A 26,432-nucleotide genomic window follows, 5' to 3' on the forward strand; every position below is an offset into this window, starting at 1 on the left:
GGGCGGAACATTGATGGCGAGCGCAAGGAAGAAATGCTCGAGGATTTCGGGCGCGCGGTCGGCCGGCTGGGGCGATTCCCGACGATCGGCGAGTACATCGATCAGGGGCTGTTCAGTTACCACACGTTCAAGCAGGCGTTCAAATCGTGGAGCGGCGCGCAGGCGGCGTTTGTGGAACGCTCGGGGGGCAAAGAAAAGTGGCCGGCGGCGCTGCGGGCGCTGGTGGAGCGGCAGAACATGGTGACGTACAAGCCGAGTCCGGACTTTCCGATCTGCGGGACGGTGATCAACTATCGCGCGATGCTGCACGAGCCGACGAACGAGCAGGGCGTGGTGCTGCTGTTCGGGATGATGGCGGAAGAACTCGGCTTCATCATCGAGAACGTGCGGATGGGGTATCCGGATTGTGAAGGGAAGCGGCGGGTGGGCGTGAACTCGTGGCAGCGTGTGCGGATCGAGTTCGAGTTTCTGTCGAGCCGGTTCGAGCATCCGGTGGAGGGGTGCGACCTGGTTGTGTGCTGGCGGGACGATGTGCCGCCGAAGGGGCTGGAGGTGATGTCGCTGGAGAAGGTTTTGAAGGAGAAGAGAGAGAAGCAAAGGCACTAGGGGAAGGCAAATGGCATCAGGCATTGGGCATTAGGGGAGGACAAATAGCAAATGGCAAATGGCAAATGGCGGATGGCGGGTGACAAAGGGCAAATAGCAAATAGCAAATAGCAAATGGCAAATGGCGGATGGCGAAGGGCAAGGGGCGGAGGGCGAAGGGCGAAGGGCGAAGGGCGAAGGGCGAAGGGCGAAGGGCGAAGGGCGAAGGGCGAAGGGCGAAGGGCGAAGGGCGAAGGGCGAAGGGCGAAGGGCGAAGGGCGAAGGGCGAAGGGCGAAGGGCGAAGGGCGAAGGGCGGGTCGGATTGTGGCGCTTTGCGTGATGGATGGTTTCTTTGACAAGTGAATACATCTGCAGGCGGCCGCGGAACAGGGCTCGCGGCCCGGGCTCTGCCGCCTCGGCGGCACGAATAAGGCAGCGGAAAGGCCGAGGACATTTAACACGGGGGACCACGGAGAAAGAACACGGAGAAAGGCGGCAGCGGAGAATTTGAGTAGGTTGTGGGCGTGCCGCGATCCCTGCCGCGTCAGCGGCACAAACAAAGCGTCTTGGCCTCCATTCCGCACTCACTTCCTCCCGCGTCCGCGGCACAAACCAAGCGCCCCGCCTTTTCCAATCCCCTCGCACCTACCCGCAGAACACCCGCTCCCGGTGAAACTTCAAGTACGCCGCCTCGGGCCGGAACCGCTCGGGCATCCGCACTTCCTACCCCTCGTGCTTCGCGAACATCCCGTCCCACACTTCCCGCGGCAATCCCTTCTTCAGTCTTTTCGCATGCCGCACTTCGCACGCATCCGTCAGCGTGAAGAGCCCGCGATCGAATGCCGCATCGTGCAGCGCGTTGAGGCAAAGCCCGTTCCGCGGATTCAGCCGCAGCTTCGCATCGTCTTTCCACGGCACGATGTGGCTCGCCCGCAACATTTCCGGATGCGTGATGCCGGTGATGCAGCATTTCCCATCGTGCCCCGCCAGCACCGAAGCGCGAAAGAACCGCTGCCCCCGCCTCTGCTTCACCGTCATCACGACTTCGGTCGGACCATCGCGTGAAATGGCGGAGGCGGCCGACATGAGCACGGGCGACACGGGAAAGGACCGCCCCGCCGCGCCATGACTCCAAAGCCTCGCACGACTTCCCTCGCGTAAGAAATGGCGACAACCGAATAGAAATAGAACCTGCATATTCAAACGAACAATATTGAGATTCATGCTTGCGGAGCGAAGATATATCAAGTAGTCTCCGGGCGCTCGGATGCCGAGCTTGAGATTCGTGCCTTTGGCGGGCACGTTTGGTAAGGGGGTTTGACATGATCGCAGGCTTCTCGCTGATCGCTCCTCGCAGCGCGTTTGGGCGTTTTGCAGGCCGTTGCGGCGCGAACGCTCGGCGCGGTGCATCGTTCGTGCCCAATATCGCACGAATCACGCGAACACCGCTCTTGCCTCTCGTCCTGCCGCTGCTTCTCTGCGCTGCAAGCCCCGCCGCCATCGTCACTGTGACCAATACGATTTATGATGCTCACGTCGAGACAGCCTCTTCCATTGGCTCATGGAACGCCATCACCGGCACGGCCCATACGACCGGCGCCGGAAACGATCTGACATACCGCGGTTCTTTCACCGGCACCAACTACTCGAGCCTTCGTGTCTACACCTCCACGGGGACTTTGAAAAAAGACTATTCCTTCCGCGGCTCCGGTGGCGGGACAAATCTCGATCCATTCGTCATCGCCCAGGGCACAAGTCCCGCGTCGATCGTCGCGACCGGCAAGGGCTATCGCACGCAGTGGCGCATCCCGGCCGAAGGCCTCGAAATAACGCAGGATGTCATCGTTGTTCCCATCGGTCTGCCGACCACCGCCAACTCCGCGATCTACCACACGGTTGAAATCAAGAACATCGGTTCCTCCACCGCGCGCGTCGGCTGGCGAAATCTCTACGACTGGGATATGACCCGCCCCAACGGATCGCTCGACGATGGGCCCGGCAACCAGCTCGATGCCGGCTGCCCGCTCACCACCATCGTCCCCTTCACCGGCACGGAATTCTCCCACAAACCCGTAACCGCCGATATCGCGCGCGTGCGGCTTTCCGGCACACACAATTACGAAGTTCTCTTGGCGCTCAAGTTCGATCCGGGCTTCATCCCTTCACTCCCCGTCACCGTGCCCGATGAATACTGCTTTGCCTCGTGGCCTTCGTCATACAACGCCGTTTTCAATTACGTGCCCTCGGCGCAGACCCCGGCCGATACCGCCGGTCTTTCCTGGTTCGGTCGCGATTTCGCGCACGCTCTTGTGATAGGGGCCGGACAGTCGCGTCGCCTCACGCAGATCTGGACCATCTCGACGCCCGGAGACTGCTTCCCCGGACCGCGGTGTCTCAACCCGCCCAACAACATGGCGCTCTGGCTCCCGTTCGATCAGTTGAACTCGCTGGGCGTCACCCGCAACGTCGTCTCCGGCTATGGCGGCGTCGTCCGCCCGAGCGTCGCGCTCGGCCCCGCGCTCAGTTTCGGCTCGTATGTCAACAACTGCCTCTACTTCAACGGAGTCAATCAGTACGTCTCCGTCATGAATCACAGCCTCGTCGATATCGCCGAAGGCGATCTCTCGATCGATGCCTGGGTCTTCGTCACCGAAGACACCAACAGCAGCTTTTTCGTTCTGACCGACAAGCGCCGTCAATCCGGCGCCTCCACCGTCGGATACCTCACCTTCCTGGTGCGCGGCGCCGCGGGTTATCAGTTCGGCATCCAGCTCGCCGATGGCGGCGCCAATAGCTGGATCAGTCCCACGCTGTTCCACACCGGCTGGCATCACCTCGCCGTCACCGTCGCTCGCAAGCTGACTAACGGCGGCACGTTCTACATCGACGGCACTTTCGCCGGCAATTTCAATCCAACCGGGCGCCAGGGTTCGCTCTCGAATATCTCCGCCTTCAACGTCGGCGCCGCACCCGCGACCCTCGGCGGCTATTTCTTCGGCTTCATCGACGAAGTCGAAGTCTTCCGCCGCGTTCTCCCGCCTACCGAAGTCTTCGATATCTACAACGCGAAAATGCTCGGCAAATGCAAGCAGTTCGTCCAGGCCTATCCCGACACGATCTTCTGCGGCAGTTCAACGACCACCACCGTCGGCGCTTACCTCTTTAACTTCGCCGCAACCGGCGCAACATTCACCGGCAACTTCGGCCCGACCAACAGCTGCGGAACTCCTCTCTTCCCAACCGCAGTCGCCTTCCCGCCAACATTTGTCGGCTCCGGGATCACCGTGCCGGTCTGGATGACCGCGACAAAACCGGCGAGCCTGACGACAACCGGCTCCACGACTTGCTATCTCGTTACCGCGACCCAGCCCGTCCCAACAACTTCATCCACCGGCAAAGTCACGTATCGCCCCGACATCGCTTGCTCGAACGGAATCGCCACGCTTGCCGTGCAAGTCCCGCTGGGCGGCAGCACCAACGTCGCTTTCCACATCGGCAACGAAAGCATCAAGTCCGCCTTCCTCCGCTACCGCATCGAGGCGATCGGTCCGGATGGCCTCGTCAGTCAGTACCTCGCGCTGAATGGCTTGTTGCCCGGCGAACCAGTCGAAGACGAAGCTTCCGTTCCTCTCGGCTCCGAAATAGAGATCATCGTGGAAGCGAGCTTCCGCGAGGTTGACGCGCTCGGCTTGACATTCCTGCGCCTCTCGACCGACACCGATGGTGACGGCATCTATGAACCCGCCGATATCGTCCCGCTCGCCTGCCAGCTCCCCCCTGCCTGCTGCATCGCCGACTTCAACTGCGACGGCCAGGTCGACGATGGCGATTTCGCGATCTTCGCTCCCGCCTATGACGAAGTTCTCTGTGCCGACCCCGACATCTGCCCCACAGACCTTACGGCCGATGGTGTCGTCGACGATCAGGATTTCCAGATCTTCATTCTCGCCTACAGCGGCGTGGAGTGCACCTGAAAAAATGGACACAAAGTTCGCCAACGACTGCTGAGGCCGAGTCAAGGGAGAACCCAGGACGAATACAGTACCGACAGTCCGTGAACAGGCGGGCAAGTGCGATCCGCCGCAAGACAACGGCGTGACCACGACGCTCTGTTCGTGACCAACCGCGCGGGCAACGTGAGCGGCGGGCGCGACCAGGGATTTATCCACGCCGACAACCTCGGCCTCGACTTCCATCTTGATCTCGAAAAAATCTTCGGAATCGACGGCGCTTCGTTTCTGCTCAACATGAGCCAGCGTTCGGGCTCGAGCGTGTCAGGTGTTTGCATCGGGAACGTGTTCACGGTGCAACAGGTGTTCGGCGGGAGCACGTTCCACCTGATCGATGCCGCGAACGGCGGTGAACTCACGTGCCGCTCGCTTTCACACTTTCCACACCCACCCCCGCCCACTCCGCCCCACTCCACCCCCAACCGCCTACTCGCACACCAGTTCGTTGTATCCCCCCACAAACACCACGAAGTCGCTGTCATCCACAAACAGATCCCCGTTCAGATGCGCTTCGCATGGCGGCATCATCGCCGCATCCGCACAATCCAACACGCCTAATGCCTAATCAGTCAGTATTCACATACTCGGTTCGATCTACCGCCACGCCGGATGCTCAAACCACTTCGCGGTCAATCCCATCCTGAACAGCGGGTCTTTGCACGCGGGCGGCTTTGCCAACAGATTTTTGATTCTGCTGATCCACTGAATTCTGAATGACGTGGCCGTCGGGCACCCTTTCAACATGGAAGCCAGAACGAGCAGTGTCGCCATCACGCGATCTCCCTGCGGCAAGAGGGGCGGAGCCCACGCCGGATCGCGCGGCAGGATCGGCTTGATCGGCCAGGCGCGATCCCACACACGTGCGTGATGTGCGCAGAGATTTCGAATGTACAGCATGTGGTGCGCCCAGCTCACAAACACCGAGTGAAACTGCCCATACCGCGTTGCAAGGGCAATTTGATCGCGCCGATGCATGCTGTTGATCATCTTTGAAAGCGTTCCAAAGGACATGATTTCCGTCACGGTCCACACGGGCAGATCCGGATACTCGAGGTACGTCGCCCGAAAGTGCTGCACGAATGGCTCGCTGGACCTCGTCGTTTCATCTCGGATTTTCGTGAGGTCGAAGAACTTGTAAAAATTCCCGTTGACGGTGTGACCGAATGCGCCGTATTGCTTGCCGAAGTGGTGCGCCGTCGCGGCACGAAGATCGACCTCGATTACTTCGAGGGCCTCGTTCAAGAGGTCGCGAAGCGACCAATCGAATTCATAAGCGTAGCGAACCGCTTCAAAGGATGTGCCCGGCGCAAACGTGTGGCGTGACTGTTCGAAAGCCAGGCAATACCCACTGAGCCTGTAGTAGTTGACATGCGCAAAAAACTCCTCCGCCTGTGCGCGATTGGCAATCACCATGCCCCGAGATTCAAGAAGTCGAACTTGATCCGCGCAAGAAAGCCACGGCTTGTTGAACGAGCGAAGCGTCAGCGAATTCGGGGTACCGCTCATTCACAGCGCTCCGTCACGCTCCAGCAATTCGGCGCATAAAAAAACCCGTCCAAATTGCGCTTAGCTCTTGCGAACCAGAGGCGTGACGGGTGTGTTACTACAAGTATACGGGTAACTCGAATTCCTGCCCAAGCATGATCGTCAAAATTGCCCACACTTCTTAAACTCAGTGCTTTTCATGGCTTGGAAACGGCCTTTTCAAGGGGCTGGATCTGGTTTGCGGACACGAACAAGGGCAGCCCTTCACTCACACCGCGGCCGGTTGTACGCACCGACAAACACCACGAAATCTGCATCATCCTCAACAGATCCGCATTCTTATCCGCTCCCCACGGCGGCAGGATTGCCGGGTCGGCGAAATCGATCATGTTGTACCCCTGAACGAAGAGCGCGAAATCGGCATCATCGACAGCGCCGTCGGGTTCAGATCGCCCGAGCGATTCGCGCGTCGCATCAGTCCGCATCGCTGCAGGCCGCATTCGCTTTTGCGCCTCACTCTGACGTATCTACCGCTTCCACCGGCTTGCCCTTCTGCCAGCGCAGGACGATTCCCTTTCCCGTTCCAAACTGCAGCGACTCGTGCTCGGGGCCGATCTCGCACCAGACCGGCTCTTCCGGATGTTCAAGCTGATAGCGGATCACGGTGCAGCGATCCTGAGGCGGGACTTGGCAGGTTTCCATCGCCTCAATCACCCACCCCGCCCACCCCGCCCACTCCGCCCACCACCCACCCCCACCAACCCCCTCCCTCGGGAAGGGGGCTCCAGAGCGCGGCACGCGCGGGTCATGAGGCATAGTTTGACTTTGGACGCCGAGTCTCGAACAGAACGAAGGCGAGGGCATCGCGCGGAAGAGTGATACACACGCGGCGGTATGCGCGAGACCATCGCCCCGAAGGGTGATGCCACGAGCGGCGGTGAACTGACATGCCGCTCGCTTTCACATTTTCCACACCCACCCACTCCACCCACCCCCAACCCCCTCCCTCGGGGCTCCCGGGCGCGGCACGCGCGGGGTCGCTCATCGAACACGCTGGTTATAAGACCGTCGGGCCGCGCACGCCCGGCCTGTTTCGCAGGTGAGCGGCGCTTCCGAATCATGTATTCGATCGCTCTCGGATACGCAATTGCGAGTATTCTGATGCACTCATGATTTCACTTCACGTGCCGCGGATTTCGGGCTTCACAGCGCGATCGGTGCTGCTCGCAGCGCTCATCGCGTTCTTGCCGTGCCTGGGCGCGCGTGCGCAGACACTGACATGGACGGGCGCGGGCGATGGCACGACGTTCAACCTTGCGGGGAACTGGTCGCCCGCTCAACTTCCCGGCGCAGCCAACGACTGCGTGATTCCGGCTGGGGCAGGGACGATTACCGTCAGCGGCGCCAGCGTGCGATCGATCACCACCTCCCGCAATCTCTTTATTCCCGGTTGCAGCACGATCAATCTCACCGCGGGCATGCAACTCCAATCGGGCGCGATCGTGCAGATCGACAACACGGGCGGGTGCACCGGCCTCATCTTTAGTGGCGGGACGCAGTCCATCGCGGGAACGGGGAGCATCTTTATTTCGAGCGAGGGGAACGGTGGCATCGCGATCTCCGTGCAGAACGGGTGCAGCCTGGGGATTGAGGCGGGTGTCGCGGTGACCTACGGGGCGGGCGGAACCGGCTCTGCCGCGGCCATCCGGATCGAGAGCGGGGCCACGCTCAATAGCAGCGGCACGATCGGCGTTGAGCAGGTGGGGCGCACGTTGAACATCAACGGGCCGGGGACGTTCAGCAACGGAGGGACGCTGCACGCTGGCGCGGGAACCCTGGCGTTGGCGGCGGGCGCGTGGTCGAGCACTGGGCAGATTGAGGTCGAAGCGGGGGCGGTTGTCACGCTCGCGGGCGCTTTTTCATCGCTGGGATCGATCGTGAATTCGGGCGGGTCGGTGATTGTGTCGGGAGCCGGGACGGGTGCGACGATATCGGCGTCGGCCGTGACTGGCGCAATCACGTTTCAGAACGCGGTGCTCACGAACTGCGCTCTGGTTTCCGCTGACGGCACCGACTTGTCCATCGACGGAAGCTGCACGCTCAAAGGATGCACGATCGGCGCGAACGTCATCGGTGCGTGCGCGTTCATCACGATCCAGGACGGACTGACGTTTGCCAACGGCGCCATTCTCCGCACCGGCAGCACGTGCACGAACGCGAAGATCACCCTGTCCGGCGGTCCGCAACTCATCTCGGGCAACGGGAAGATTCGGCTTCAAGGCAGCGAAACAGACTCCAGCGACGTGGCGCTCGTGATTGCCCAGTCTGCGTCAGTGACGCTCGACTCCGGCATCACAATCGTCGCGCCCGCCGCACAGCCGCGAACGAAATTGCAGATGCTGGCGGACAGCGTGCTCGTGAACAACGGCGCGATCACCGCCGATGCCGTCATCTTCACGCTTGATGCCTCCGCATCGGGCGCCACCTTCATCAACAACGGCACGATCGCCTTCGGCCCGGGCGCAGTCGCCACGATCAATGCCGGCAACTGGATCAATGCCGGCTCCATCGCCTGCAACGGTTCTACTTTTACGAGCAGCGGGGCCAGCTGGGCCAACGACGGCTCCGCCACGTTCGACAACTCCACCGCTTCGCTCTCCTCTACCAACTGGATCAACAACGCCGACATCACATCGACCGGCGGCAAGCTCGATTTCCGGGGCGCTTGGACCAATTCCGGCAATGTGACTTCCGTCAATACCACGCTCAGCTTCGGTGGCGATTTTTCCGCTCTCGGGACGGTCGCCCGCACCGGCGGCACCGTGGAAGTGGCGCCGAGCAATTATCTCGGTAGCTCCCTGATCGCCAACGCTCAGACCGGTGACCTCACGCTCGCGGGTAGCTGGACAGGAACCACATTTGCCGCCTCACAGCAGGCGCAGTTGATCGTTCGAGCTTTCCGCTTGACCAACTGCTCCATTGCATCCGACATGCAGGTCCTTCCCGGCGGGCATATTCGCATCAACGGCAATCTCACGCTCGCCAACAACATTGCGATCACAATGGGAGCCGTCGTCGCGTTCGGATACTCCGATGGACTGATTTGCGACAGCGGCGTTTCAACCATCACGGGCTCCGGATCGATCGTCGCCCTGAACGGGACTTCGTTGCTCAAACTTAGCAACAACTCGAGTCTCACGGTCGGCCCCGGTGTCACGCTCGCACTCGGACCAAACGCTTTCTCTCCGTTCACTTCGAATGTCACGATACCCACCGGTTGCTCCGTGACCAACAAGGGCGTCGTCGCAGTGCATCAGCTCGGCTGCACGATCCAGATCGCCGGCGCGGGTCTTTTTGAGAACGAAGGAATTCTCCACGCCGAGTCGGGCACGCTCGACATCCGCAATCAGTCGGGCTCCCTCGGCACCGCGCTCGTTGCTCCCGGGGCATCGCTCAAGGTTCAAGGCGATTACAACATCGACGAGCCTATTAACAGTCAAGGCTCGCTCTCGCTCGGCGGAACTTGGAAAAACAACTCCGTAATAACTGTCACCAATGGCGCCATGTCTCTTTCCGGGACATGGTCCAACGCCGGCACGTTCGTGCTCAATTCAAGCCCTTGGACCATTTCCGGCGTATTTCCATCCCTCGGAAATATCTCGACCGTCTCCAGCCCCCAGACTTATTCGGGAACGCTCCCAGCGGGCGCGCTCATCACCGCCGACGCGTCCACCGGCGACATCTTCCTCGATCGCGCAACTCTCACCAACGCCACGCTCCGCGCCTACGACGGAACCGCCTTTCGCATAGCCACCGGCAGTGGCCAATTCCTGAACCTGAATGGTTGCACGCTGGCGGGAACGATGCTTGCCGGAACGTGCTGCGACATCACGCTGACGAACGGATTGACGCTCTCCGACGGCGCGGAACTCTCACTCGAGAGCGGCGCGTCCTGCGGGCCTGCCGTCCTATACGTCGCTTCCGGAGCTCAGTCGATTGCAGGCAACGGCAAGATCTCGTTCCGAAATCTCGACGTCGCCACCGGATCGATTCAGCTTCTCAGCAACGCGTCGCTCACGGTCGCCAGCGGCGTCTCCCTCATCTGCCCCACCAACAGCCGCCTCGGAGGTCGAATTACCCTCGCCTCCTTCTCGACCATGACTAACTTCGGAACCATCTCCATGCAGATGCCCGCCACCACACTCTCCGTCGGGGGCAGCGGCAGCTTCCTCAACTCCGGCACGATCGAGTCCATCGCCGGCTCGCTCTCGATCAACCCGACCACGCTCCAGAATTACAACGCCGCCACTTTCACCCTTTCCGGCGGCACATGGATCGCCAAAGGCGGCTCGCTCACGCTCGGCTCGCGCGTCATCCGCACCCTCGGCCCCGGCGCCGTCATGAACATCGCCAGTCCGGTCGGGGCGATCCCCACGATCAACACGCTCACAACCAACGACGGAACGCTTCGAATCGCCGCCAACACCCTGACTACCACGCCCGTCGGCGGCACGCTCACCAACAACGGCACGATCGATCTCGCCGCGGACGGCGTCTTCGCCATCACCGGCGCACTCGTCCTCAACCCCGCCGGAACCGTCCGCACCGAGATCAAGGGCGTTAATGTCGCGCAGTTCGGCCGAATCAAGCCCACAACCGCCTCGTCCGTCGCCGGACATCTCCGCGGCACATTCATCCCGCCCTATTCCCCCTCCGCGGGCACCATCTTCACTCCCTTCATCTTCGGAAATCCAATCACGGGCGCGTTCTCCGATATCTGTTTCGATGCCAGCCCGCAAAACATGGGCATCACGCAAAACATCTTCGTCTCTGCGCTCCGCCTCGTCGCCTCCACCGCATCCGGCACATCACCAGCCATCACGCAGCAGCCCGAAAGCACGAGCGCGAATCCCGATGCAGTATTCACCCTGCTCGCCGCTCCCGGTGACGCGGCGTATCAATGGCGGAGGGACGGCAACCCGCTTTCGGACGGCCCGACACCTTCTGGCTCCACAATCTCTGGAAGCAAAACCAAGACTCTCACCATCCACAACGCGCACCCGGCCGATGCCGGCTCGTACGACGCGCTCGTTTCCAACTCCTGCGGCAGCGCCCTCAGCGATCCGGCCACACTCAGCGTCTGCGCCGGGGATCTCAACGGCGACGGCTTTGTCGACGACGCCGACTTTGTTCTCTTCCTCGCGGGTTACAACATCCTCGACTGCGCCGACGCCGCCATGCCGGTCGGGTGCCCGGCAGACCTCAACAGCGATGCTGTCGTCGATGACGCCGACTTCCAGCTCTTCGTCCCCGCATACGACGCGCTGATCTGCCCGTGAGGCGGCGATCGCCGGCGGCGGCTTCCGCACGGATAACCTCCCGCGCGGCCGACCATTCGCCCCGGCTCCGACTGGGGCGCTCAACGGAACACGCCAAGCAGCCGCGCTCAACCCGACGCCGCACTCGCCTTGACAAGCTTCGGCTCGCGTCGCACGGGCGGTCTTTTCAGGGTTTGGCGAGGAGAGGGATGTTGCGCGTGCCGCACGGGCGCGATCTTCATCGGTTTGCCGCGCTCGATCGACTGCTTCAAGGCCTCGATGACTCGCACGTCCGCCAACCCCTCCCACCCCGACGGCTCCGGCTCTTTCCCGTTCAGAACACACTCCGAGAAGTACACCATTTCCGCGGCGAACTGATCGCGCTTGGCGAAGGTGGATGTCCGGGCCTTCTCGTTGACGGTGATCGTGACCTCGATCGGCTCGACATACTCGTAGGCCTGATCGAGAAAAACTCTGCCCTTGGTACCGAGCAACTCGAACCAGCTCGTCGTCGCAAGGCCGAAGCTGCACGTGAATTGTGCAACCCGATCGCCCGGAAACCTGAGCAGCGCGCTGACTGTCTCTTTCACCTCGCGGAACCGCGGATCGCCCGAACTTGCCTCCCACGCCTGCACCTCGATCGGATCGTCCTGAAAAAGTGAGCGTGCCGCGTTAATGCAGTAGATGCCGATGTCAAGCAGCGGACCGCCGGCAACATCATCCTGGAGGCGAATGTTCGAAGGATCGCGGACCTGGTAACTGAACGACGAAGTGAACAGGCGCGGCTCGCCGATTTCCCCTGATTTCGCGACCTCCAAGGCTTTCAGGTTGGCGGGCTCGAAGTGCAATCGGTACGCCGTCATCAGCTTTACGCCGCTACGCGCGCACGCCTCGATCATCGCGCGGCACTCGCGCTCCGTCGCGCCGAGCGGCTTTTCGCACAGCACGTGCGCCCCCGCCTTCGCCGCCCGCTGCACGATCGAGAGGTGTTCCGTATTCGGCGTCGCGACGTACACGGCATCGATCTCTTCCTGCTCGATGCACTTCTCGAGTTCGCCGTAGTCGTAGAGGCCGCCGACTCGATACCGCTTGCCGAGCACCTTGAGCTTCTTCGCGTCACCCGAGACGAGTGCCGCGAGTGCGGAGTTCCCGGCATGCGAGAACGCGGGCAACATCGCGGCCTGGGCGATGTGCCCGAGACCGATGACCGCGTACCGAACTTTGCTTGATTTTTGCCTGGTTGTCATTGGCGACCTTTTCGACCTTCGCGAGAAGCACCTGCACGCCAGACCGCTGCCGGAATTCTGAAAGCCGATGCCTGAGACTGACAGGAAGTCTTTATCCGCGCGTGATTCGGGACTAAAAGCGCCCACATGCGCGAGCAAGAAGCGCGAGGCCGCGCGTTTGCTCCATACACCGACAGCCGGCGAGTGCGGACTTCGAATCCCGCTCGCCGGCCCCGAAGCACAAGAACAGCGAACGCCGCGACGTGTGCCGACCGGGATCGGCAACGATCGAGGCGTCCGCCGCACACATGTGAGACGCGATTAGCGCGCACTCGCGGTTTCGGTGTAGCCCGGCAGTTCCTTGGCCAGGCGCTCGTGCATCTTAAGCGTGGGGAGCAACTCAGTCAGGAGCTGCTTCGTCGGCTCGCTTCGCACCTGCTTCTGGGCCTTCTCGACTTCGGCGATGAGTTTGGCGTGACCCTTGGCCATTTTCTCGGCGAAGACGCGATCGAACTCGGCTCCGTTCAGGCTGCGGAGTTCTTCGATCGGGCTCTGCCGCTTTTGCATGTCCGAATCGTCCGCATTTTTCTCGGCGTCGCGACCGGAATTCGCGGCGGAGTTGTCAGCGGCTTTCGAGGCCGACTTGTCGCCGGACTTCTCGCTGCGCAGAAGACGCTGGGTCTCGGCGTCGCTCATAAGCGTGATGTTTTCCTGTGACGCGACCGAGCGCACCTTGCTGTCGGCGCTCGTGTGATCGCGGACGAGCATCTCGCCGTATTCGCGCACCGCGGCATCGGAGCCCCGAAGGTTCGCGAGCCGCCCGATCTCGATCTCTTCCTGATTCTTCACGTGGAGGATCGAGAGGATGCGTGCATCGGGGTTCGTGTTGGCCGCATAATTCTGTTGCGACTGGCCGGCGGCGGCCATGCGGTCGTCGTTTCGTCGCATGTTCGCTTCGTCGCTCCGCGTCGGATTCGTCGCGCCGATCTGGGCGTTGCTGTTGCTCGGATTTGTGGATGGATCAGCGATGGCCTGTGCCGCGGCAACGCGCGATGAATCCTGCGCGGAGGCGTTGCGATCGTTGCGAGCGATCTGGTTGTTGTTCCAGGACTGACTCGAGCCGGATTGATTTGGCTGATTGGATTGGTTGTTCCACGACTGGTTGGCCTGATACCGGCCGGGCTGGTTGTTCTGATTCCAATTGCCCTGATTGGCCTGATACTGCCCGCTATTTTGGTCCGACCAGTTCGGATCGTTCTGATTGATCACGCGCGGCGGCAATTGCTGAACGGTTCCCTTCGCCAAATTCTGATTGTTCAGCGTTCCGTCGGCGGGGTTTTCATTCCGCGAGACGCCCGTGTTGTACCGGCTCGAGCTGTTGTCCTGGCGATTGTCGTTGTCGAAGCGTGTTACGTTGCCGGAGTTGTCGGTTGTCGAGTAGTAATTGTGTTGCTGATTGTCGCCCCGGGCGAGACGATTCTCGGCGTTGTAGTAGCCCGGGCCGCCCGAGACGCCGTCACCGTACGGGTCGGACGTGCCGGATCGGTTCATTTCTTGGTTGTCGCGGGTCGCGTAGCTCTGCGAATTCCACGAGCTGCAGGCGGCGAGGAGTGCGGCGGGCGTCAGGGCTGCCGCGACGGTGATGTTTCGACGCAAGTGAGTGTTCATGGCGATTTCCTTTTCTCCCGGAAGAGTTCGAAACTTCCTAATCACACCTTCCCGTTGAGCCATGAGAGGATCGTGAAACAACCGCAAAAGAACACTCTCATGCAGAGACGGCGCGAATGCTCGGCTGGCTTAGGGCAGTTGCTGCGTGAGATCGAAGTAACCGCGCCAGGGATTTTGGGTCTCTAATCCTTCGAGCAAGGTGAACTCGGCGGCGCTTTCGAGCGAAGCGAGTTTGGTCCACGAGATCGGCATGGAGATCGGCGCGCCTTTACGCGCGCGGGCGGAATAGGGGGCGACGGAGGTTGCGCCGCGGCCGTTGCGGAGATAATCGACAAAAATCTTGCCGCGGCGGCGCGACTTGGTCATGATCGCGACATATTCGTGCGGTCTGTCAGAAGCGAGCGCTCGCGCGATGCGGCCCGCGTAGTCCTTGGCCTCGTCCCACGTGGCGCTCGCATCGAGCGGCGCCTGTATGTGCAGACCCTTGCCCCCGGAAGTCTTCACGAATGATTCGAGGCCATCGCGCTTGAGCAGCGTGCGGATCTCGCGTGCCGCGGCTTTGATGCGGCCGAAGGCGACGTTTTCGCCCGGATCGAGATCGAAGATCAGGACGTCGGGATGTTCGAGGTCTTCGGCGCTCGAGCCCCAAGGGTGGATCTCGATGACTCCCATCTGCGCGAGCGTGACAAGGCCGGCGACGGAATCGACCGCGAGGTAATCTGCCGAGCCGCTCTTTTTGCGCACGCGGATTGACTTGACGGGGGGGCCGAATGTGTCGCCGATGTGCTTCTGAAAAAAGCACTGGTCCCCGGTGCCCCGTACGCAGCGGACGACGCTGAGCGGTCGGTCGGCGATGAACGGGAGCATGCGATCCGCGACCTTTTCGTAGTAGCGCGCGAGGTCGAGCTTGGTCACGCCGCAATCGGGGTAGATGACGCGATCGGGGTGCGTGATCGTGATGCCGGCGACGACCGAGTCGCCCTTGGCTGCGCGGGAGCGCCGCGCTTTGGCGCTGCGCCGCGCAGAAATTCTCGGCGATCGACGTGCTTTCGAAGCAACCTTGCTCTTTGTCATGCCCACCGCCTCCGCCAGATCCTTCGCGGGCGCCTCGATGCGAACCTTGCCGGCCGGCTTGTCTTCGCGCAATCCTTCGAAAGAAGGGTGTCGCAGTCTTCCATCTTGGGTCCATTCGGTGAAAGCGACCTCTCCCACCAGTTCGGGCTTGACCCATGTCGCGCCGCGGGCGTCGGCGCGAGGAACACTGCCGTTGAGCGCCGCATGATCGGTGCGCAGCGATTGGAGACGCGCGCCGAGGTCTCGCAGCGTGGAGTCGGAGAAACCGGTGCCCACTTTTCCGGTGTAGACGAGCTTGCCCTGTTGATCGTGCGCACCGAGCAGCAACGAGCCGAAATGCTTGCGCGCGCCGCCGGGCGCTGTGTAGCCGACGATCACAAACTCCTGGCGCCTCCCGCATTTGATCTTGAGCCAAGATCGCGAGCGGCCGCTCGTGTACGGTGCATCGGCCTGTTTGGAGACCACTCCTTCGAGACCGAGTCGGCACGCCTGCTGCTGGACCGTTTCGCCCGATCCGGTGACGTGATCGCTGTAACGCAGGACTCTTCCGGCTTTTGACCTCGCGAGGAGCTTTTTCAACACCGCTTTGCGCTCGTTGAGCGGACATGATCGCAGATCGTCGCCGTCAAGAAAGAGGAGATCAAAGAGGAAGAACGCAAGATTGGCGAACTTGCGCTCTTTGATCGCCTGCTGGAGGGATTGGAAGTGCGTCTTGCCCGCCTCATCGACAATCACGGCTTCGCCGTCGAGCACGGCGGTCGAGCAGGGAAGAAGCTCGATTGCATGCGCGATCGGTCGGAACTTGGAAGTCCAGTCTTTGCCGGCGCGGGTGATGAGGCGCACCGCGCCGCGGCGGAGCTGCGCGATGAGGCGGTAGCCATCAAACTTGATCTCGTGCAACCAATTCTCGCCGGTCGGAACATGTTCGGAAAGCGTGCAGAGTTGAGGTGAAATGCCGCGGGGCAGCTCCGCGTCGTCATCATCGCCTTCGCTCCTGCGCTTTCTCTTCTGGCCGCCCGCGCGGGCGATCTCATCGAGGTTGCGTTTGGATTTGATACTCGTGCGCGCCCGCGAGACGAGTTCCTTCTTCCCGTGCGAGGCGTGCCGATCGTCTTTCTTGATGAGCAGCCAGTTGTGCTTCTTTTCTCCGGCGGCTCTGCCGCCCATTCGCGCGAGCGTCCACTCGCCTTTGAGACGCTTTCCGTGGAGCGCGAAAGTCAATTTGCCTTTTCGGAGTGCGGCGGCGGGATCGGGATCGATCGGCTCCCAGGTGCCGCGGTCCCAGAGCATGACCGTTCCGCCGCCGTATTCGCCGTAGGGGATGACACCCTCGAATTCGCCATATTCGATCGGATGATCTTCGACCTCGACGGCGAGGCGTTTCTCGGCCGGATCGAGCGACGGCCCCTTGGGGACGGCCCATGATTTCAGAACGCCGCCGAGTTCGAGACGAAAGTCGTAGTGCAGGCGGGATGCATCGTGCTTCTGCACGACGAAGCCGAGCACGGACTTTTTCTTTACGGTTGAGCGCGGTTTGCCGCGCGGCTCGGAGGTCTTCGTGAAGTTGCGTTTGCGAACGTACTGCTTCAGCGACATGATCGCCTCCGCCGGGCGCTAACCGGCCTTGCGCCGCACCGGCTTTTTCGCCGTCCGTGGCGACGCTTTGCGGCCCTGCTTTGTGCCGCTCTTTTCCAGACTCTTCTTGAGCACTTCCATGAAATTGATGGGTCCGGTCGCGGGCTCTTCCTCTTTCTCGGGCGCGGCGGGCGACTTCTTCGTGCTGCCCGACGCGATCTTCTTCTCGATCCACTTCATGAGTTGCTCGCGGTAGGTGTCGTGGTACTCGGAAGGCTTCCAGTCGGCGGCCATCGCATCGATGAGCGTGCGGGCGATCTTGAGTTCCTGCGTGCTGACACCGTGAGACTTGGCAGAACCGGCCGGCACATTCAGTTCTTTGGTCGAACGGATTTCCTGGGGATAGCGCAGCAGATCGAGCATCAGGACATCGCCTCGCGGCGAGAGCGCGGCGATGTATTGGCGGGTGCGGATGACGACCCTGGCGATCCCGACTTTGCCGGATTCCTTCATCGCCTCGCGCAGGAGGACATACCCCTTTTCACCACCCTTGCCGGCTTCGAGGTAGTAGGGCGTGTCGAAGTAAATCGGATCGATGTCGCCCGACTTCACGAACGACTGGATCTCCACGGATTTGGTGGCTTCTGGCGCGGCGCGCTTGAGTTCCTCATCGCTGAGGACGACGTAGTTGCCGTCCGAGTACTCGAAGCCTCGAACGACCGAATCCCACGGAACTTCTTCGCCGGTCTCTTCGTTGACACGTTCGTAGCGGACGCGCGCGTGGTCGCGGCTGTCGATGAGATGGAACTGCAGGTCGGCGCGTTGCTCGGCGGGGAAGAGATTGACCGGGACGTTCACCAATCCGAAGGTGATGTGGCCTTTCCAGACGGCCCGCGCCATTGTGTTGCTCCTTCTCTTTACCATTCGCTGGGAAGATGAATCAGCCGCGGCGTGCGGAGTGAGAGCGAACTCAAGTGGAGTCATGCGTTCGTTTGGGAGATGCTTCCGCGACTTTGGTATTGGCTTTCGGAGTGCGCTTTTTTCTCCGCCCGCCTCGCCGTTCTCATTCAAAAAACGACCCGCCCTCCGGCGGCAGAACCATCCGGAGGGCGGGGTTCTGGGCTCGAGCACGCGAACTACATCTTGTTCTTGTTTTTCCAATCGGAGGAGCCGCTGCCGGACGAAAGGCCGGCGCCGGATGACTCAGCGCTCGACCGGTTCTTCGAGCCGGAATCCTCCGAACTGTCTCGGTGCTTCATGCGCAGCTGATTGTCCACGTCTTTCACTCCATGGACATCGGATGCGGAGCGCTCCATGCCGTGTTTGGTGTCGCGGTCGCAGCACTCGCCCGAAAGCGTGACGATGCCATCTTTGCAGTTCACGTCGACTTCGCTGCAGTCATACCCATCGTCAACGAGGCGCTCGGAGACATCGTCGCGGACGCGGTCGTCGGACTTCCTGTAGTTCTTCGGGGCCTTGCCGCGCTGATTGTGTTGAAGCTCATACGAGCCGCCGTTCCAGGCGTCGTTGTTCGAGCGCCAGGAGCCGGAGTTGATGCCCGAGTTGCCCGAGTTTTGCCGGGGTTGTTCGGTCGAGTACGCGCCGCTGATGGGGCGACCGGAGTAATCGTTCTCGTAGCCGTCAAGATCGTCCTGGCGATGGCTGCGTGATTGATATCCGGCGTAACCTTGTTGTCCGTATTGACCGGAATAGGGAGAGGAAGACTGCCTCTGCTGTTGACCTTGCGAATACTGGCCGGAATAGGACTGTCCGGAATCGCGGTAATCGCCTCCACTTTGGTTGTAGTACTGACCCTCGTTGCGATAGGGCTCGGAGTAGCGCCCCTGCATCGGGTACTGGCCTGAGTAATCGCCCCGATTGCTCTGACCGTATCCTGTCTGGCCGTAGCCCTCTCGCTCCATGCGGCGTTGTCCATATGGGCTTTGGCCGTAGCCCATGGACCCGTATTCAGACGGACGGTCTTCGTGCTCGTGGGCATATCCACCTTGGGTGCCCGTGCGTCCTGATTGGCCGTACATCGAGCCCGTCGCAAGCGAGCCGGCGCCCCAATCCTGCTGGCCATAACCCCGCATGCCCTCGCGCTGATTTTCGGGCCAGTACTGGCTGCCCTGTTGGCCACGGTATTGACCGCCGGACTGATTCCGCCTGTTCCGATTTCGATTGCTCATAAAATACTCCTTGAACACTCCGCGAAGCGCGCGGCATCGCCCCGGGTAACAGAATCTGACTGACGACCGAACGCGCATTCACGCGGCGCGCCAAACGGGCCGTCGAACAACTCACCCATGGATACCGCGGCGCCTTTGCCGCCCAGTGAGTGAGTGGTAAATCCGCATTCACAACGCGTGCCGTTGTTTCCGATCACTCTCGCGAGCAAAGCGAAAGGCACGCCGACGGTGCCGTACCCGGATTGCGGGATCTGGATTCATGAGAAATGATGACGAGCGAATCGCGCCGGGAAGTGGCATTGCGCGACGCCATGTGCTCCCCGCAACGGGTGATATGCGTACTCGCAAAGACTCATGCAAGAATCACCTATGCACGACGTCATCATCATCGGGGCGGGTCCGGCCGGGCTTTCCGCGGCGTTGGTGCTCGCCCGCTGCCGACGCGACATCGTGCTCATTGATCACGGGCACGGGCGGAACCGGTTCGCCCGCAACATGAACGGATTTCTGACGCGGGACGGGGTGCCGCCGAAAGAGTTTCGCGAGTTGGCGCGACGAGACCTTTCGAAATACCAGATCCGCTGCATCGATGAAGAAGTCGTGCACGCGTGCCCGGAAGGAAACGGATTTCTGGTGACGCTGAAATCGGGAGAGGGGCTGCGGGCGCGGAAGGTGCTGCTGGCGACGGGCGTGAGCGATCTCTTGCCTCGGCTTGATGGATTCATGGAGTGTTACGGGAAGACTGTGCATCACTGCCCGTACTGCGATGGATATGAACATCGCGATCAGCGCATCGCGACGTACGGGAGAGGGAACGCCGCGATCGGGATCGCGCTGACGCTGCGGACATGGTCAGCGGATGTGACAGCGTGTCTGGATGGCGAGGAAGCGGATGATTCGCACATCGCGATCGCGAAGAAAAACGGGATTACGGTCCGTCGCGAATTGGTGACGCGCCTGCACCACGAAGAAGGTGAACTGCGAGCGTTGCATTTCGCGCGGGGAGAACCTCTCAACGCCGATGCGATGTTCTTCAACACGGGACAGGTGCAGCGATCGGGGCTTCCGAAACTTCTCAACTGCGCGTTCGATAATGACGGCGGCGTCAAGACAGCGGACCGGCAGCAGACGACGATCCCCGGGCTTTTTCTCGCGGGTGATGCGGACAAAGAAGTGCAGTTTGTCATCGTGGCGGCGGCGCAGGGCGCGACGGCGGCGGTCGGCATCAATCGCGAGCTGCAGGACGAAGAGAGGGGGACGCCTGCTCCACCATCGCATCGAGCACCGACGCCATCTTCTTGACGGTGTCGTTCCACCGGAACTTTCGGAACTGCTCGAAGCCTTTCTTCCGCATCTCGTCCGCCGCGGCGTCGTCGGTCAGGACGCGCCGAAGCACATCTTTCAGTTGGCGGGCGTCGTCCATCTTGACATATGCCGCGGCGGGCCCGAGGACTTCGGGCATGGCGCAACAGTCGCTCGAAACGACCGGCGTGCCGAAACTCATCGCTTCAAGAGGCGGGATGCCGAAACTCTCGCAGACGCTCATGAAGGCGAAGCAGCGGGCATGCATGAATGCCGCGGCGAGTTCGTCGCCGCTGAGACGGCCGACGAGTTCGACGACGGGTTTTTCGATTGCGCCATCGGCGCTGCGGATCGCGCGGCCCATCTCGTTGATGCTCTCGGCGTAGGCGGCATCAAAGATGCGACCGACGACGCGGTAGGTGATGTCTTCGAAGCCTTTCTCGCGGCGGAGCACGCAGACAGCTTCGGCGATCAGGTGCTGACGCTTGTGGGGCGTGACATCGCTGACGGTGAGCACCTGGCGTGGGCGGGAAGCCAGCGCGGGCATTCGCGAATCTTCACGGGTGCACCAATCTTCGGGGACGGCGTTGTAGAAGACTTCGGTGCGCGCGGGAGAGATTCTTTCCCAATTGCAGATGAGGTCGCGCAGGTACGCGCTCGTGAAACCCATGCAGTCGGCGTGTTTGAGCGCGCTACGGACGGCTCGGCGGCGGAGCATCGCGCCGAACCTGGCTTTGAGACCCTTGTTCTGCCACATGCGGGGGAGATAGGGAACGGGGTCTTGGGCGTGCGAGATCGTGGGTAGTTTGAGTCGAGCAACTTTCTGGCCGTTGAGCTGGATGACGGCACTCACGGCGTTGTCGCGCGCCCAGCGCACAAGCGCAAGGTTTTCGTAAAGGACGCGCGAAAGAATCTTCGCGGTCTTTGGCGGCGCCCACAGAATCTTCGTGTTTTCGCCGAAGCGCTCACTCTTCATGGGCTCGTGGAAGGCGCTGCCCTCGGTCATCACGATTGTGAATTTCCAGTCGGGGCGCGCGGAAGCGAGTCCGCGGACGAGTTCGCGGCAGACCGTGAACCCTCCCCCGCTGCTGACGGAGAGCGCGTTGATGAGGATGTGCGGCTGGGAAGCAGCGGCCTTCAAGCGATGCCGCCTGTTGTGTGCGCGTCGCCGAACTTCGGTGCGTGTCCGGATGACTGTTCGGGTCGCGTCGAGAGGGGGGGGCGTTCCTCAAGCCGGGGGCAGCCGGGAGTCGACCAAGAGAGCCGCAACGGCGACACAGGTCGCCGTGAACCCGACCTGCCGGTGTTTTTGCTGGCGAATTTCACGCGCTCCACGTACTCGATTCGGGGTTCTTCCGGATCACTATTTCGTCCGTTTTTCCAGTTTTTGCTGTGATAAACCTTTCACATTTCGTACTCTTTTTTCTCGGGCCTTCGTGTGGTGCGGCCCGAGCAATCGCACCCGATTTTCCTTTTGCAGCCGCCAAGGCCACCGTCCGGGCGGGCGCTCGCAGCGGAGGGAGTCTAGAAAGATGAAGCGTTCTTTAGATTTGGCCCCCCGCGTCGCGGCCATCGTCTCGCTCTCGCTCGGGTCGCAGATCGCGCTGGCAGGCCCCGGCGCGGCGTATGACGTTCACCTTGCGATCCAGAGTCGAAACGCCGGGCTGATTCAGGGGCGCGGCGTCCCGATGGTGAACGACATCGTGGGCGGGGCGATGGGCGTGTATCCGACGGCGGGGCCGCATGTGATTGCCGCGGACCCGACGTTCTACACCCAGCACCAGGCGAAGTTCAGTTCCGATCTTGTTGCGACCGTTCCCGACGCGAACTTCTCTGGCGTCGTCATGATGGATTATGAGTCGTGGTGGCCCTGTTGGGAGTGGAGCCCGAACGTTCAATCGGATTGGACAAACTACATCAAGACGCAACGGACAGACTTGCTCGCCGGGCACCCGACAAGCGAGTGGGACAGCATCATCCAGGCGGAGTACAAGAAGGAGACGCGCAAGTACTACGAGGCCACCGTCGGCTACGTGCGTGCTTTGCGGCCGAAGGCGAAGATAACGTTCTACGGATTGCCCCTGCGTTCGTACTGGATTTTCAACGGCGTGCCGCAATACGGCGTCGATCTCAACAAGTACCGGCAGATTCACGATCAGGATCTTGGCTGGTACTTCGACCTTGTCGATGTGGTGTGCCCTTCGATCTATCCCGTATACAAAGTGGGCTCGCCCCCCAGCGGCAATATCCAGGATCCTTCGGGCAACGAGGCGTACATCCTCGGGATGGTCAGCGAAGCCGTTCGCAATTCGCGTGGAAAGCCGGTCTATCCGTTCTTCACGCTCAAGTATCACCCGTCGTCGGGCTATTCGGGACAGTTTGTCAATTCGATCAATCTGCGCCAGGGGCTCGAGATCCCGCGGCAGGCGGGCGCGGCGGGCGTGGCGATCTGGGATTTTTTCTATGGCGATGAGGACCTCAACGCCTGGCAGAACTTCTACGACACGACCGCGCGCGACTACATCAACAACGTGATCTATCCCGGTCTTCCCACCAGCGTTTCGGGTACTTCAGCCTTTGCGACTTTTGTCGCCGAACCCCCGGCCCAGGTGGCGGACGAAACGGCGGTTCCGCCCGCGACGGTGAAGGCCCTGAAGTAAAGCGGATTAATCCTCGGATTCCGGGGCACGATTCCAAAGCGAGATTCCCAGCAGCCCGCGCCCGGCGCGGGCTCTTTGTTTATGGGCCGTATCGCGCCGTCACTTCTCGGGCTTCGGTCTATCCCGTTCGCGCGAGTGCTTCCGGCGGCGAGGCCGATTGTTCCGTTTTCCAGAATCGATGGCAGGGCATCGGCGCCGATCGATTGTCGATATAGGAAGAGCCGACACCCTGGGCGGGGGCCGCGCGGCGAGAGGAGAGGCTTTCGTTATGTCCCAACCGATTTTTCGTCGCGCACTCGCGCACGCCGCGGTGCTCGCGCTCTGCTTGGGATCGCTCGCGCGGGCGCAGCTAGGCACCGTGTATGAGGGGCACTTGGCGATCCAGAGCCGAAACTCGGGCACGCTCGACATGCGCGGGCTCTCGATCGCGAACGACATCATCGGCGGGCAGTACGGACTGCACCCGACCGAAGGCCCGCACTCGATCGCGGGTGATCCGTCTTTCTACACCAAACACCTTTCGAAGTTCACGAGCGACCTCAACGAATCCATTCCCGACAAGAACTTCTCCGGCATCATCGTCCTTGACTATGAGTATTGGTGGCCGAACTGGGAGTGGACGGCGCCGAATGTCCAGACAGCTTGGAGCTCGTACGTCAAGACGCAGCGCCTCGATCTGCTCGCGGGTCATCTGACTTCGGAGTACGACCGGATCATCAAGGATGCGTACCTCGCCGAAGTGCGAAAGTACTATGAGTTCACGATCGGGCTCTGCCGCCAGCTCCGCCCCCAGGCGCGCATCAGCGTTTATGCGATTCCGTTCGGTACGTACTGGATTTTCAACGGCGGAACGCAATCTGGCGTTAATCTTGCTCGCTACAAGGAGATCAACCAGGTCGATCTCGCGTGGTACTACAACCTTGTCGATGTCATTTGTCCCACGATCTATCAGTCGTATTCGGTCGGCAATCCGCCCGGACCCGGGCAGATCGATGCGCAGGGACCTTCCAATCACATCCTCGGAATCGTCGGCGAAGCGGTGACCGCGGGGCGCGGCAAGCCGGTCTATCCGTTCATGCAATTCCGCTATCACCCGTCGTCTTACTTCTCGCGGCAGTTCATGTCGCCCGAGAGCCTCGACCTTTGCATCCGGCTGCCGCGCCAGGCCGGAGCAAAGGGCATCATCCTCTGGGACTTTTTCTACACCGACACCGAAGTCACGCAGTGGCAGAATTACTACGACAGTGCCGCGCGCCCCGTGCTTGCGGCAAACCTTTCGAACGGCAGCACCGGCGGACCGGGCGGAACCGGTGGAACGAATCCGGGCACTTCGCCGGGTGGCGGCACAGACCCGGGCACCTCTCCGGGTACCGGTCCTGATCCCGGGACGTCGCCCGGCGGGGGCACCGATCCGGGCACTTCCCCTGGAAGCGGCACGGATCCTGGTACTTCACCAGGTGGAGGCCCGGACCCGGGAACCGGTTCGGGCGGCCCCGATCCGTTCGGCGGAACCGGTAACTCGAGTCAAGATCCCACCGAATTTGTCGGCGGCTCGGGAAGCTCAGAAGGCGGCTCTTCCTCTTCGTCGAGTTCAAGCGGAGCGGCCTCTTCGGGAAGTTCCGGTGGCGGCGGCGATTCGGGCGGAGGGGGAGGCAGCTCGGGAGGAGGTTCGGGCTCGGGTTCAGGATCGGGGCTCGATTTGGGAGGCGGGGGCGGCGGCGGCAGCGTTTCAAGCGGCCCATCGGGAGTGTCGTTTGTCGGCGTCGGCAGTGGCGCGACAGGCAGCGCAACCGATTCGGCGCCGATCAGCGCGGACGAAGCGAAAGCGGCGCTCGCGGGGATCGACCCGAGATTCGTGCGGACTTTCCGCGGAGGAAAATGGGGGAAGGGGGCGCCGTTCACGTATCAGGAAATTTCGCAGGCGCTCGCCCGCGCAAAGCAGCGGCAGAACGTTGATGGCGTGATCAAGGACCCGAAGGTCAAGCTGCCGGAAACTGCGGTTGCGGGAGTTCCGACCGAGTAGGAAGCGCCGGTGGTGTTACTCTCGAAGCCCGGGCAACTGCCCGGGCTTTTTCTTGGATTGCCGATAGAGGAACGCGGATGCGGATTTTGCACGTGACATACTCGCTCGCGGCGGACCAGGGCGGTCCGACGATGGTGACGACAAGAGTCGCTTCGGCGCAGTCGGGGCTCGGGCACGAGGTGACGATTCTGACGCGGGCGAGCGCGGGGAAAGAGACGGAACTGCCGCCGATCGCGGGATCGGCGCGGGTGAAGATCGAGCGGATCGCGCCGAGCTCGGTCGCGGCAAAAGTATCGGGCCGGGATTCACGGCCGCGGCTGCGCGAATTGATCGCGCGGCATGACGTCGTGCATGTACACAACATCTGGGACCCGATCCTGATTCATGCGGTGAACGAGGCGCGGCGGCAGAAAAAGCCGGTTGTGCTCTCGCCTCACGGGATATTGACGCGCTGGGCGCTGTCGGAAAAGCGGCTGAAGAAAGCGATCGCGATGAGGCTCCTGTACCGGCGCGCGATCGACAAAGTGTCGATGGTGCACGCGCTCTCGAGTTTCGAGCGCGAGGAGATGGAGGTTTTTGGGTTTCGCGGGCCGGTGGTGGTCGTGCCGAACGGTGTGTTTCTAGAGGAGATTGATCCGCTGCCGGAGGCAGGAGAATTTCGAAGTGCGCTGAATTCAAAATACTTCTCGCTCAATGGAGAATTGAACTGCCCACCCCCTACCCCCTCCCTCCGGGAGGGGGTTTCTGAGCCCTTCGTCCTGTTTCTTTCGCGGCTGCATCCGATCAAGGGGCTCGATATTTTGGTGGATGCGTTCGCCGCGACACTCAAGCGTGTGCCGAATGGGCGTCTTGTCATCATCGGGCCTGACTTTGGAATGGAAGCGCCGATTCGGGAACAGGCGGCGCGGCTGGGGATTGCGGACCGCGTGCACTTGACAGGGCCGATTTTCGGGCGCGGGAAGTACGAGGCGATGGTGGACTGCGCGTGTTTTTGCCTGCCGAGCGGGCACGAGGCGTTCAGCGTCGCGATCGCGGAGGCGATGGCGTGCCGCGCATGCGTGGTGATCAGCCCGGAGTGTCACCTGCCGGAAGCGGCGGAAGAAGGCGCCGGGCTGGTAGTCGAGCGCAGCGCGGCAAGGCTTGCGGATGCGCTCGAGAAGGTGCTGCGCGATGAAGCAATGCGGCGCGCGATGGGCGAGCGCGGCAGGAAGCTCGTCGAAGAACGGTTTACGTGGGAGAAGGTGGCTGAAGCGCTGGTCGAGGCGTATCAGAAGTGCTGATGTCGGATGTGCGACTTGTGACGCACCATTCAATTT

The 26,432-nt window shown here is 61.7% G+C and carries 18 protein-coding genes; 8 read left to right on the forward strand and 10 right to left on the reverse strand.

Annotated features, from left to right (window positions below; all coding sequences use genetic code 11):
• Positions 1-606, forward strand: a 606-nt coding sequence (locus KF691_00005; protein MBX3387812.1) for a hypothetical protein, incomplete at its 5' end; no start/stop codon positions are given.
• 703 nt (positions 607-1,309) lie between these two features.
• Here KF691_00005 and KF691_00010 read toward each other — a convergent pair.
• Entirely contained in the window at positions 1,310-1,672 is a 363-nt protein-coding gene (locus KF691_00010; GenBank protein ID MBX3387813.1) for an HNH endonuclease, read from the reverse strand.
• A 329-nt stretch (positions 1,673-2,001) separates the two neighbouring features.
• Between KF691_00010 and KF691_00015 the strand changes: the two genes are divergently transcribed.
• Together KF691_00015 and KF691_00020 are read left to right on the forward strand one after the other, a co-directional pair.
• A complete protein-coding gene (locus KF691_00015; protein MBX3387814.1) occupies positions 2,002-4,560 on the forward strand; it encodes a hypothetical protein in 2,559 nt (852 codons plus the stop codon).
• A 141-nt stretch (positions 4,561-4,701) separates the two neighbouring features.
• A complete protein-coding gene (locus KF691_00020) occupies positions 4,702-5,154 on the forward strand; it encodes a carbohydrate porin (GenBank protein MBX3387815.1) in 453 nt (150 codons plus the stop codon).
• Between the two features lie 36 nt (positions 5,155-5,190).
• On the opposite strand, the gene KF691_00025 is transcribed toward KF691_00020, so the two are convergent.
• The 3 genes from KF691_00025 to KF691_00035 form a co-directional block, all read right to left on the reverse strand.
• On the reverse strand, positions 5,191-6,102 hold the full coding sequence (locus KF691_00025; GenBank protein MBX3387816.1) for an Abi family protein: 912 nt from the start codon (positions 6,100-6,102) through the stop codon (positions 5,191-5,193).
• Positions 6,103-6,278: 176 nt separating this feature from the next.
• Positions 6,279-6,581 carry a hypothetical protein gene (locus KF691_00030; GenBank protein MBX3387817.1) on the reverse strand — a complete coding sequence of 101 codons (303 nt, stop codon included), beginning with the start codon at positions 6,579-6,581 and terminating at the stop codon, positions 6,279-6,281.
• Between the two features lie 13 nt (positions 6,582-6,594).
• A complete protein-coding gene (locus KF691_00035; GenBank protein ID MBX3387818.1) occupies positions 6,595-6,783 on the reverse strand; it encodes a hypothetical protein in 189 nt (62 codons plus the stop codon).
• Positions 6,784-7,250: 467 nt separating this feature from the next.
• On the opposite strand from KF691_00035, the gene KF691_00040 reads away from it, so the two are divergent.
• Positions 7,251-11,420, forward strand: coding sequence for a hypothetical protein (locus tag KF691_00040; GenBank protein ID MBX3387819.1), 4,170 nt, complete (start codon positions 7,251-7,253; stop codon positions 11,418-11,420).
• 107 nt (positions 11,421-11,527) lie between these two features.
• Here KF691_00040 and KF691_00045 read toward each other — a convergent pair whose 3' ends face one another.
• The 5 genes from KF691_00045 to KF691_00065 form a co-directional block, all read right to left on the reverse strand.
• Positions 11,528-12,646: a Gfo/Idh/MocA family oxidoreductase gene (locus KF691_00045; GenBank protein MBX3387820.1), complete on the reverse strand. Its 1,119-nt coding sequence runs from the start codon at positions 12,644-12,646 to the stop codon at positions 11,528-11,530.
• A 300-nt stretch (positions 12,647-12,946) separates the two neighbouring features.
• On the reverse strand, positions 12,947-14,293 hold the full coding sequence (locus KF691_00050; GenBank protein ID MBX3387821.1) for a DUF4142 domain-containing protein: 1,347 nt from the start codon (positions 14,291-14,293) through the stop codon (positions 12,947-12,949).
• A 129-nt stretch (positions 14,294-14,422) separates the two neighbouring features.
• Positions 14,423-16,963, reverse strand: a complete 2,541-nt coding sequence (ligD, locus tag KF691_00055; protein MBX3387822.1) for a DNA ligase D — start codon at positions 16,961-16,963, stop codon at positions 14,423-14,425.
• Positions 16,964-16,981: 18 nt separating this feature from the next.
• Positions 16,982-17,842 carry a Ku protein gene (locus tag KF691_00060; protein ID MBX3387823.1) on the reverse strand — a complete coding sequence of 287 codons (861 nt, stop codon included), beginning with the start codon at positions 17,840-17,842 and terminating at the stop codon, positions 16,982-16,984.
• Positions 17,843-18,078: 236 nt separating this feature from the next.
• The gene (locus KF691_00065) at positions 18,079-19,131 is read right to left on the reverse strand and encodes a BON domain-containing protein (protein MBX3387824.1); all 1,053 of its coding nucleotides are present in this window, start codon (positions 19,129-19,131) and stop codon (positions 18,079-18,081) included.
• Between the two features lie 369 nt (positions 19,132-19,500).
• Here KF691_00065 and KF691_00070 point away from each other — a divergent pair, with 369 nt between their 5' ends.
• Entirely contained in the window at positions 19,501-20,433 is a 933-nt protein-coding gene (locus KF691_00070; GenBank protein MBX3387825.1) for an NAD(P)/FAD-dependent oxidoreductase, read from the forward strand.
• Here the strand turns inward: KF691_00070 and KF691_00075 are convergent.
• Entirely contained in the window at positions 20,357-21,574 is a 1,218-nt protein-coding gene (locus KF691_00075) for a glycosyltransferase (protein ID MBX3387826.1), read from the reverse strand. The genes KF691_00070 and KF691_00075 overlap by 77 nt on opposite strands.
• Before the next feature lie 391 nt (positions 21,575-21,965).
• Here KF691_00075 and KF691_00080 point away from each other — a divergent pair, with 391 nt between their 5' ends.
• From KF691_00080 to KF691_00090, 3 genes are all read left to right on the forward strand, one after another.
• Positions 21,966-23,093 carry a hypothetical protein gene (locus KF691_00080; protein MBX3387827.1) on the forward strand — a complete coding sequence of 376 codons (1,128 nt, stop codon included), beginning with the start codon at positions 21,966-21,968 and terminating at the stop codon, positions 23,091-23,093.
• A 268-nt stretch (positions 23,094-23,361) separates the two neighbouring features.
• Positions 23,362-25,116 (forward strand): hypothetical protein, encoded by a 1,755-nt coding sequence (locus tag KF691_00085; protein MBX3387828.1) that lies wholly within the window; start codon positions 23,362-23,364, stop codon positions 25,114-25,116.
• Positions 25,117-25,193: 77 nt separating this feature from the next.
• Complete coding sequence (locus tag KF691_00090; protein ID MBX3387829.1) at positions 25,194-26,396, forward strand: glycosyltransferase; 1,203 nt, start codon at positions 25,194-25,196, stop codon at positions 26,394-26,396.
• Positions 26,397-26,432: the final 36 nt, after the last annotated feature.

The organism is Phycisphaeraceae bacterium (assembly GCA_019636555.1).
GTDB lineage: Bacteria > Planctomycetota > Phycisphaerae > Phycisphaerales > UBA1924 > JAFEBO01.